This window comes from Stutzerimonas stutzeri (genome assembly GCF_024448715.1).
Taxonomy (GTDB): Bacteria; Pseudomonadota; Gammaproteobacteria; order Pseudomonadales; family Pseudomonadaceae; genus Stutzerimonas; species Stutzerimonas stutzeri_AR.
Genome location: NZ_JAMOHZ010000004.1, coordinates 493,024 through 503,062, shown reverse-complemented (window position 1 = coordinate 503,062; position 10,039 = coordinate 493,024). Strand labels below are relative to the sequence as shown.

The following is a 10,039-nucleotide window of genomic DNA, read 5'->3' as shown; positions in this document are numbered from 1 at the left end:
GGCGTCAATTAGTATTTGGGGATTTATTCTGCGAACAGCGAAATGCGGCCAAAAGCTTTTTTGCCGGCCTGGCAGATATGACTCGATCCAAGCTTGAACATAAAGGTGCGATCCACCACCTCCCCATCCACCCGAACACCACCAGAGCCAAGCAGATCTCGCGCAACCGCGGCATTCTTGACCAGGCCCGCGCGGTTCAACACGGACGCCACCGGCATATCTTCTGAGGAACGCAACTCGATATCGGGAATGTCTTCTGGCAACTCACCTTCCTTCATCCTGTTGCCGGCTGAACGGTGCGCTGCGGCTGCAGCTTCCTCACCGTGAAAGCGAGCGACAATTTCCTCGGCCAGTTTGATCTTGATGTCACGCGGGTTAGCGCCCTGCTGGACATCCGTCTTGAAAGATTCTATTTCTTCCATACTACGAGAGCTGAGCAACTCGAAGTAGCGCCACATCAAGGCGTCAGGGATAGATACCAGCTTGCCATACATGACTCCGGGCACTTCTTGGATGCCTACATAATTCCCGAGCGACTTGGACATCTTCTTGACGCCATCAAGCCCCTCCAAGAGCGGCATGGTCACGACGCACTGTGAAGCCTGCCCATAGGAACGCTGCAGCTCTCGCCCCATCAGCAAATTGAATTTTTGATCGGTTCCGCCCAGTTCGACGTCCGCCTTAAGCGCGACCGAGTCATAGCCCTGGACTAGAGGGTAGAGAAACTCGTGTATTGCAATGGGCTGATTGGTTGAATAACGCTTGCTGAAATCGTCGCGCTCAAGCATCCGAGCCACGGTGTATTGCGACGCCAGGCGAATGAAATCTGAAGGCTTCAGCTGGTCCATCCAAGACGAATTGAACGCAACTTCCGTCTTGGTCGGATCGAGAATCTTGAATACCTGACTCTTATAGGTTTCGGCATTCTCTAAAACCTGCTCGCGAGTCAAAGCCGGGCGAGTTGCGCTTTTACCACTCGGATCGCCAATCATCCCGGTGAAATCGCCTATTAGAAAGATTACCTGATGGCCAAGTTCCTGAAATTGACGAAGCTTATTAATAAGCACCGTATGGCCCAGGTGAAGATCGGGCGCGGTAGGGTCGAAGCCGGCCTTGATTCGCAACGGCAGGCCTCGCTCGAGCTTGGCGACCAACTCCGCCTCGACGAGCACCTCATCAGCGCCCCGCTTGATCACCGACAACTGCTCTTGAACCGACTTCATTGGAGGCCCCACACCGAAAATTAAGGGCGTCAACCTTACAAGATCACCTGAAAAATACAATCTTAGGAGATGTGCTCTGGTAGGCACCGCGCCCATCCAAGGGTTGCCTCAGCAGCGCTTTGGTTATATTTTAGGCAGATATTTTCTCTGTACAAAAAATCACCAGACATCTAATGACCTATTCAAAATCGAAAGCACCTTATTACCCGAAAAGCCATCTCTTGGCTGCAAGCGGGGTAGCTGCGCTTCTGAGCTTGGCGCTTCTGGTGTTCCCATCGCGGGAAGTCGAAGCAAAGAAAACATTTCTCGATCTTCGACTCGATACCTCCGCAGAGCTCGCGTCCATGGATGCCGAGCCGCTTGAAAATGCCAAACCGGATAGTCCATTCGTTCAACTTCCAAACACAGAGCAGCACGATCTCAGCGAAGCTTCATCGCCAGACGCAGCAGTCGAAACAAACCCTCTCTCCAAAGAGGTGGTCGTCGCAAACGGGGATACCTTGTCGACTGTATTTGCCAAGGTCGGCCTACCGCAATCTACCGTTCATGATGTTCTGGCGAGTAGTACAGAGGCAAAACAGTTGGCCCGCCTCAAGGTCGGCCAGCGTCTCGAGTTCGAAATGGACGAGCAAGGCGGGTTGACTCGGCTGCGCAGCCCGATAAACAAGCTCGAAACGCTCCAGTTGGAAAAGCTTGGCAGTGGCTATGTCTTCAAGAAAGAGCATCTCAAGCCGGACGTAACCACTGCCTACGCACAAGGACGCATTGACAGTAGCCTGTTCCTAGCAGCAAAGCGCGCAGGGCTCAGCCATAACCTGACGATGGATCTCGCCAACGTATTCGGTTACGACATCGATTTCGCTATGGACATCCGTAAAGGAGACTCTTTCGAGGTCATCTACGAAGAAAAGAGTATTGCTGGCGAAAGGGTAGGAACGGGAAATATTCTCGCCGCTCGATTTACCAATCGAGGCAAGAGCTACACCGCCGTCCGCTATACAAACAAACAAGGCAATAGTAGTTACTACACAGCCGACGGCAATAGTATGCGCAAAGCATTTATCCGCACCCCGGTTGATTTTGCTCGTATCAGCTCTCGTTTTTCCAACGGTCGCAAACATCCCATCTTGAACAAGATTCGTGCGCACAAGGGAGTGGACTATGCAGCTCCACGCGGCACACCTATCAAGAGCGCGGGTGATGGAAAGGTATTGCTTGCAGGACGCAAGGGCGGGTATGGAAATACAGTGGTGATTCAGCATGGCCACCGCTATCGTACCCTTTATGCGCATATGCAGGGTTTCGCCAAAGGTGTGCGTAGCGGTTCAACGGTCAAGCAGGGGCAGATCATTGGCTACATCGGTACGACCGGCCTTTCGACCGGCCCCCATCTGCATTATGAGTTCCAAGTGGACGGAGTACACGTCGACCCTCTCGGCCTGAAGCTGCCCATGGCAGATCCGATTGCCAAGAACGAAAAGCAACGTTTTCTACAGTTGAGCCAACCGCTAATGGCACGCATGGACAAAGAGCGCGCCACCATGCTGGCGATGCAGAAACAATAGCAATGTCGCTCTATGTAGGAGTCATGTCGGGCACCAGCCTTGACGGCCTGGATTTCGCACTGATAGAGCAGACTGAAAAAACGAAGTTACTCGGCACGCACTATGAGCCGATGCCGTTAAAACTAAAGCAGAGCCTGCTTGAACTTTGCTCGCCAGGGCCTGACGAACTGGCCCGGGCAGCAATCGCCGAACAGGCCTGGGCTGAATTGGCAAGCACAGGCATTCACAAGTTGCTCATTAAGCTGCAGCTTGCCACCACAGCCATTCGAGCGATAGGAAGCCATGGGCAGACAGTGCGGCATGAGCCGCAACGTGGCTTCACTACCCAGATAGGTCAACCCGCTCTTCTAGCAGAACTGACCTCGATAAGCGTGGTTACTGATTTCCGTCGACGCGACGTGGCAGCAGGTGGCCAGGGTGCTCCTCTGGTACCGGCGTTTCATGAGGCGTTGTTCAGCGACGCATCGCGTGTCAGGGCTGTGCTGAATATCGGCGGGTTCAGCAACCTCAGCTTGCTCCACCTGGGCAAATCCGCCAGTGGCTTCGATTGCGGCCCAGGCAATGTATTGCTGGACGCATGGATTCATCGTCACTACGGCCACTCGTACGACCGCAACGGAGACTGGGCAGCCAGCGGCCACGTCGACGCTGAACTTCTCAGGAAACTTCTTAGTGACAAGTTCTTCGCGGCTCAAGGACCGAAAAGTACCGGGCGCGAGTTATTCAACCTGCCGTGGCTGGATGCCCATCTCTCTTCATTTCCCCAAGTTACTGCTGAAGATGTCCAAGCTACGCTGCTGGAACTGACTGCACGGAGCATTTGTGATTCGCTGCTCCTCAACCAACCGGACACGCAAGACGTGCTGGTTTGCGGTGGCGGCGCACATAACACTGCACTGATGCGAAGGCTGCATGCTCTGCTTCCGGGGCGCGAGGTAACCAGTACCGCCAAGTTTGGCGTAGCGCCCGACTGGATCGAAGCTATGGCCTTCGCCTGGCTCGCACATTGCTGCATCGAAGGAATCGCCGCGAACCGACCGAACGTAACCGGCGCCCGCGGCCTGCGCGTACTGGGCGCGATCTATCCAGCTTGATTTTCGGCTTTCCGCTTACAAACAAAAACACCGTGCCTAAACCTGGCACGGTGTTCTTAGCGGATCGTGGGCGTTAGATGGAAAAGGACTGCCCGCAGCCGCAAGTAGTCGTGGCATTCGGATTTTTGATTACAAACCGAGAACCTTCCAGGCCTTCCTGGTAGTCGACTTCAGCGCCAGCCAGATACTGGTAGCTCATCGGGTCGACTACAAGACTCACACCCTCACGCTCAATGATGGTGTCATCTTCAGCCAAGTCCTCATCGAACGTGAAACCGTACTGGAAACCAGAGCAACCGCCGCCCGTGACAAAGACACGCAACTTGAGTCGCGGGTTTCCTTCTTCATCGACCAGACTCTTCACCTTGCTCGCAGCACCCTGACTGAACTGGATAGCGGTGGGCGTGAAGGATTCGACACTCATTTGGTTCTCCTGGCGCGGGAGCGCCCATTACTGCGTTGACGGTGCATTATCGACTTCTCCTACAAAATTGGTCAACTATTCGTCAGCGACCGATTACAACGAAGTAGGTATGCCTGCGCTCGACCGCGAGAGCTGAGCACCGGCTCATCAAGGCAGCAACGCCGCGTTGCTTAAACCGAGTCGTTCATCCAGACCGAAGACGATATTCATGTTCTGCAAGGCTTGGCCGGACGCTCCTTTGACCAGATTGTCTATGACCGACAGCACCACTACCAGATCGCCGTCTTGTGGACGATGTACAGCGATGCGGCACATATTGGCGCCACGCACGCTTCGGGTCTCTGGATGACTCCCCGCAGGCATCACGTCGACAAAAGGTTCGTTGGCATAACGCTGTTCATAAAGCGCTTGCAAATCAACGGAAGTGTTCGCGACCGTTGCATAAAGCGTGGCGTGGATACCACGGATCATCGGCGTTAGATGCGGAACGAAGGTCAGTCCCACGTCTCCTCTCGCAGCACGACGTAGGCCCTGTGTGATTTCAGGCAGATGACGATGGCCCTTAACGGCGTAAGCCATCATGCTCTCGCCAGCCTCGGTGAATAGGGAGCCGATCTTCGCAGCGCGACCAGCACCGCTGACCCCCGACTTGCAATCGGCAATCAGGCGCGACGCGTCAGCCAGGTCGTTTTCCAGCAACGGCAAGTAGCCGAGCTGAGTAGCGGTCGGATAGCAACCCGGAACGGCGATCAAGCGCGCCCCTTTAATTTTCTCGCGATTGACCTCCGGCAGGCCGTAGACGGCCTCTGGCAGCAAAGCAGGAGCCCCATGCGGCTGGCCGTACCACTTGGCCCATTCGTCCGGGTCCTGCAGGCGAAAATCCGCAGAGAGGTCGATCACCCTAGTGCCCGTGTCAAGCAGCTCCGCCGCAAGCGCATGGGCGACACCGTGTGGAGTCGCGAAAAAAACCACATCGCAAGCGCCAAGTGTGGCGGTGTCCGGCACGCTGAAAGCCAGCCCATCATAGTGGCCACGCAGGTTCGGATACATATCCGTCACCTTGACGCCATTTTCGGAGCGGGAGGTGATCACGGCCACTTCGGCCTGGGGATGCTGTGCCAGCAGACGCAGCAACTCGACCCCGGTGTAGCCTGTGCCGCCAACGATTCCGACCTTGACCATGAGCTGCCTCTTACAGTGGAACGATAAAGAGCACCGATGATAAAGGTGCCTGCGCTCAGGGCCAACTACCGAGGTGACGCGCGGAGCTTCAAGCCACTACTATCGACCAACTCCGACCTAAGGAATCCGCTGAATGCTTTATCTATGGCTGAAAGCCCTGCATATCGTTGCGATCGTCTGCTGGTTTGCCGGACTGTTCTATCTGCCGAGGTTGTTCGTTTACCACGCAATGAGCGAAGACCAGGTAAGCCGGGATCGATTTCAAATAATGGAGCGCAAGCTCTATCGCGGAATCATGCTGCCCTCAATGATCGCAACTCTCATTTTCGGGGTAGCTATGATCACGCTGAATCCTGCACTTTTTAGCACTGGCGGATGGCTGCACGCCAAGCTCGCGCTAGTAGTCCTGCTGATCGGCTATCACCACTTATGCGGTGTACAGCTGAAGCGTTTTGCACGTAACGAGAACACCCGTAGCCATGTTTTCTACCGGTGGTTCAATGAATTCCCGGTGCTGCTATTACTGGCTATTGTCATCCTGGTTGTGGTCAAACCGTTCTGAAAAGCTACCTAAGGAACCTGCCATGTCGCTACCCGCTTTCCTAGAAGATCGCCTGCGCCTGCCTCTGGTAGCCGCGCCAATGTTTCTTGTTTCCAATCCAGCGCTCGTCACTGCGTGTTGCCGGAGTGGTGTGGTGGGTAGCTTTCCAGCGCTGAACCAACGGGAAAGCAGCGGATTCCGCGCCTGGCTGCTGGAAATCAGCGAGCATTTATCTGCGACACCAGGGGCAGCCCCGTTCGCAGTGAATCTGATCGTCCATCACAGTAACCCTCGATTGCAGGCGGACCTTGCCATATGCGTGGAGCAACGCGTGCCGATCGTTATAACCAGTCTCGGCGCTGTGAAGGAGGTCGTAGATGCAGTGCACAGCTACGGCGGCCTGGTCTTTCATGACGTAACTACACGCCGGCATGCGGAGAAAGCAGCCGAAGCAGGGGTCGACGGCCTGATTGCCGTTGCGGCAGGCGCAGGTGGTCACGCCGGCACTTGGAGTCCCTTTGCCTTGATTGCGGAGATCCGTCAGTTTTTCGACAAAACCCTCCTGCTATCAGGTTGCCTCAACCACGGTCACGAGATACTGGCGGCGCAACTGCTGGGGGCTGATCTTGCCTACATGGGAACGCGCTTCATCGCCACCAGAGAAAGCCAAGCCTCAGAGGACTATAAGCAGATGCTCCTGCAAGCGCAGGCCGTGGATATCATCCACACCGCGGCAGTGTCGGGCGTACCGGCGAGCTTCCTACGTCAAAGCTTGCAGCAAGCCGGCTACGACGAGGCACGCCTACAAGGCAAAGGCGAAATGAACTACGCAGCGAAACTAAAACCGGTCAGCGATGAGGCCAAGGCGTGGAAGACCGTCTGGTCTGCAGGCCAAGGCGTAGGAGAAATCCGCGACCTGCCGACTGCCGAAGAGCTGATTGCGCGTCTGGATCGAGAATACCGCACAGCCCATAGCCAAACGGTTCAGCTTTCCCAGCGATGGCTCGGATGATCGTGACGCATCTCGCATTCCACATAAAGCCAAGCCCAGCTGCTCCGCTGCAACTTGTTAGCGATACAGCCGTGCCGCTAGGCTTGAGCAAATCATCAAGGTAACAGGGATGTTGCATGACTTTCGACCTGTACAAAATCGTCTTCGACGGCGAGCTCGTGCCAGGAATGGCAGCCGACGTTGTCAAAGGCAATCTGATTCGGCTGTTCAATAGCGACACCAGGAAAATCGAGCGACTGTTCGGTCATGGCCCGGTGAATATCAAGCGTGACCTAAGCGGTCCTGAGGCCGATAAATATTTACAAGCATTACATCGTGCGGGGGCGAAGGCTCGCAAGGAGCCGGATCAGGCTATTACCCTGGCTCTCGTTGATAAAGCACCAGAACGATCGACCGATACACAAGCCGCCGCAGACCAAATGAGCTGTCCAAAATGCGGACATGGCCAAACGGTGAACAACCAATGCGAACGGTGCGGCATCGTTATCGAGAAGTACCTAGCGAGGCAGGCGCAGAATACCCAAGCGATTAACGAATGCATCCACGACGCTGCAGCCCAACCATATGCCCCGCCGCGCGCTCAGGTTGGTGAGCCGACACCAGAATATGCCGAGCTAAAGGCGTTCACGATACAAGGCAGGATAGGACGCTTACGCTACCTTGCCTGGTCCATGACGCTGATGGCCGCCGCGCTTGGGTTGCTGATCATTGCCAGCATGGGCTTCGCCATCTCCCCAGTGCTTGGCTCGATTCTCGCCGGATTACTCGGAATCGGCGTTCTGCTCGTCAGCGTGCAAATCAGCATACAACGCTTGCACGATATCGGTTGGACCGGCTGGTTCATGTTGCTCAACTTGGTACCGGTAGTCGGCACGGTCTTTCCCCTAGCGTTGCTGTTGGTACCCGGCAACAAGGGCGTGAACCGCTTCGGCCCGCCGCAGCCACCCAACAGCCGAGCGGTAAAGATTCTCGCGGCACTCTGGCTGCTCATGCCGGTTATTGGCGTTCTCGTCGCGATCGCAATTCCAAGCTACCAGCAATATGTGAACCGTGCGGCTCTGTGACCTCAGGTCATCAGGCCAGCACCGTACGCCCCGAAGCCCAGCCGCGCAGATCATCAAGGGCTTCGGCCATTACTACCGAAAGTGGCGAGGTCGCCCGGACGCAATCCAGCAGCATTTGCTGATCCGGCTCACGCGACTGCGCCTGCCCCGCGTAAACCGCGGAGACCACGACCTGTTCGATTTCCGCCCCGGAAAACCCATCGCAGGCATTGGCCAGTACAGCCAAATCGAAGCTATCGGCATCCAGTTCGCGCCGTGCCAGATGGATGCGGAATATCTCGGCGCGCGTCGACTGATCAGGCAAGTCGACGAAGAACAGCTCATCAAAACGCCCTTTTCGTAACAGTTCGGGCGGCAGGAGATCGACCGCGTTGGCTGTCGCCACCATGAACACCGGCGCATCACGCTCAGCCATCCAGGTAAGCAAGGTACCCAGCACTCGCTGACTGACACCGCCGTCCATCTCACCGGTGGCGAGCCCCTTTTCTAGTTCGTCCATCCACAACACGCAGGGCGCCATCTGCTCGGCCAGCTTCAGCGCCTCACGCAGGTTGCGCTCCGTTTCGCCAAAGAATTTGTTGTACAGGCAGGCAAAGTCCAATCGCAACAACGGCAGGCCCCAAAGCCCCGCCACCGCCTTGGCAGCCATACTTTTGCCGCCACCCTGGACTCCGACGAGCATTACGCCGCGCGGCATGTCGCGTTTGCTTCCAGCCATAAAGGCGCTCTGACGCTCCCCTAGCCAATGCTTGAAGTTCTGCAACCCGCCGACATCAGCGAACCGCGCCGTTTCGTATTCGAAACCAAGCACGCCATCCATATCAAGGAGCTCAAACTTCCTGCGGTTGAGTTCCGGCAAGTCATCCTGGGTAATCGCACCGTCATCGCAGATCAGGCTATGCGCCAGGCTCCGGGCCTCGGCATGGCTGAGGCCACGCAAATTTTTCACTACCTGCTGCAAGGTGCGATTGTCGGTACGCACCCGCGCGCCACGGTTACGCTCACTCCAACGAGTCGCCTCGTCGCGCACGATACTTAGCAGTTCCTCCTCGGATGGCAGGGTCAGGGAGAACCGCGCCGCGTAACGCTGGACCTCGGCCGGCAGCCTGAACGTATGGGAGACCAGCACCAGCGTCGGGGCCGAAGCCCCTTCGGCCATGGCAATTTCCTTCAGTAACCGCACCAGTCGCGGCTCGTCGAGGAACGGGTGCAGGTCACAGAAGACGTAGAGATTCGCCAACGGGTCGTGCTTAACGTGCTTCAGCGCGATGTCAGCGGCACAGCTTTCGCCGTTATCCATCGCTTCTCCACCGAACGCAAAGCGTCTTAGCCCCTCGGTAACTGACCAGACCTGGAGCGTTAGGCCTCGGCTGACCGCCAACCCGGTCAGCGTTTCAAGGACACGCCGTTCGTCCCACGACTCGATAACCACGAGTCGCAGACGTGACTCGAGCACCAGCGCCAAATCACGGATGTCGTTCTTCATTTGCTACCTCCCTGTGTAGGCTGACCAGGCTCAAAATGGCCTGTTACACTGTTCAATCGTCCAATTCCGGAGAAGCGCCATGGATTGTCTGTTTTGCAAGATCGTGGCTGGGGATATCCCCGCGCACAAGCTTTATGAAGACGATCAGGTCATCGCCTTCAACGACATCGCACCCCAGGCGCCGGTACATTTTCTCGTCATCCCAAAGAAGCACATAGCCACCCTCCACGACTTGAGTGAGAAGGACGACAAGGCACTCGCCGGCCATATCCTCTTCACGGCGCAGCGTCTCGCCGAGGAACAAGGCTGCCACGATGGCTTTCGCGTCGTCATGAACTGCAACGACCTCGGTGGCCAGACGGTCTATCACATACACATGCATGTGCTCGGCCAGCGTCAGATGCACTGGCCACCGGGCTGATGAGTTACCCAAGCGCCACTGCCAACA

10 protein-coding genes are annotated in these 10,039 nt (G+C 56.3%); 6 read left to right on the top strand and 4 right to left on the bottom strand.

The genetic code is table 11. The features are described 5' to 3' along the window. Positions 1 to 23: 23 nt before the first annotated feature. Positions 24 to 1,223 carry a tyrosine--tRNA ligase gene (gene tyrS, locus NAV33_RS11915; protein WP_255980201.1) on the bottom strand — a complete coding sequence of 400 codons (1,200 nt, stop codon included), beginning with the start codon at positions 1,221 to 1,223 and terminating at the stop codon, positions 24 to 26. A gap of 173 nt (positions 1,224 to 1,396) precedes the next feature. Between tyrS and NAV33_RS11910 the strand changes: the two genes are divergently transcribed. After that, on the top strand, positions 1,397 to 2,788 hold the full coding sequence (locus tag NAV33_RS11910) for a peptidoglycan DD-metalloendopeptidase family protein (protein WP_255980199.1): 1,392 nt from the start codon (positions 1,397 to 1,399) through the stop codon (positions 2,786 to 2,788). 2 nt (positions 2,789 to 2,790) lie between these two features. Then, positions 2,791 to 3,882 (top strand): anhydro-N-acetylmuramic acid kinase, encoded by a 1,092-nt coding sequence (locus NAV33_RS11905; protein WP_255980197.1) that lies wholly within the window; start codon positions 2,791 to 2,793, stop codon positions 3,880 to 3,882. 73 nt (positions 3,883 to 3,955) lie between these two features. Here NAV33_RS11905 and erpA read toward each other — a convergent pair whose 3' ends face one another. Both erpA and argC read right to left on the bottom strand, forming a co-directional pair. Continuing rightward, positions 3,956 to 4,306, bottom strand: coding sequence for an iron-sulfur cluster insertion protein ErpA (gene erpA, locus NAV33_RS11900; protein ID WP_014851496.1), 351 nt, complete (start codon positions 4,304 to 4,306; stop codon positions 3,956 to 3,958). A 147-nt stretch (positions 4,307 to 4,453) separates the two neighbouring features. Further along, on the bottom strand, positions 4,454 to 5,488 hold the full coding sequence (gene argC, locus NAV33_RS11895; protein ID WP_255980194.1) for an N-acetyl-gamma-glutamyl-phosphate reductase: 1,035 nt from the start codon (positions 5,486 to 5,488) through the stop codon (positions 4,454 to 4,456). A 133-nt stretch (positions 5,489 to 5,621) separates the two neighbouring features. Between argC and hemJ the strand changes: the two genes are divergently transcribed. From hemJ to NAV33_RS11880, 3 genes are all read left to right on the top strand, one after another. Next, the gene (gene hemJ / locus NAV33_RS11890) at positions 5,622 to 6,050 is read left to right on the top strand and encodes a protoporphyrinogen oxidase HemJ (protein ID WP_255980193.1); all 429 of its coding nucleotides are present in this window, start codon (positions 5,622 to 5,624) and stop codon (positions 6,048 to 6,050) included. Positions 6,051 to 6,072: 22 nt separating this feature from the next. Beyond that, positions 6,073 to 7,041, top strand: coding sequence for an NAD(P)H-dependent flavin oxidoreductase (locus NAV33_RS11885; protein ID WP_255980252.1), 969 nt, complete (start codon positions 6,073 to 6,075; stop codon positions 7,039 to 7,041). Positions 7,042 to 7,157: 116 nt separating this feature from the next. Next, on the top strand, positions 7,158 to 8,105 hold the full coding sequence (locus NAV33_RS11880) for a DUF805 domain-containing protein (protein WP_255980191.1): 948 nt from the start codon (positions 7,158 to 7,160) through the stop codon (positions 8,103 to 8,105). A 10-nt stretch (positions 8,106 to 8,115) separates the two neighbouring features. Here NAV33_RS11880 and NAV33_RS11875 read toward each other — a convergent pair whose 3' ends face one another. Further along, the gene (locus NAV33_RS11875) at positions 8,116 to 9,591 is read right to left on the bottom strand and encodes an AAA family ATPase (RefSeq protein WP_255980189.1); all 1,476 of its coding nucleotides are present in this window, start codon (positions 9,589 to 9,591) and stop codon (positions 8,116 to 8,118) included. A 79-nt stretch (positions 9,592 to 9,670) separates the two neighbouring features. Between NAV33_RS11875 and NAV33_RS11870 the strand changes: the two genes are divergently transcribed. Further along, positions 9,671 to 10,012 (top strand): histidine triad nucleotide-binding protein, encoded by a 342-nt coding sequence (locus NAV33_RS11870; protein WP_255980187.1) that lies wholly within the window; start codon positions 9,671 to 9,673, stop codon positions 10,010 to 10,012. Positions 10,013 to 10,039 lie beyond the last annotated feature (27 nt).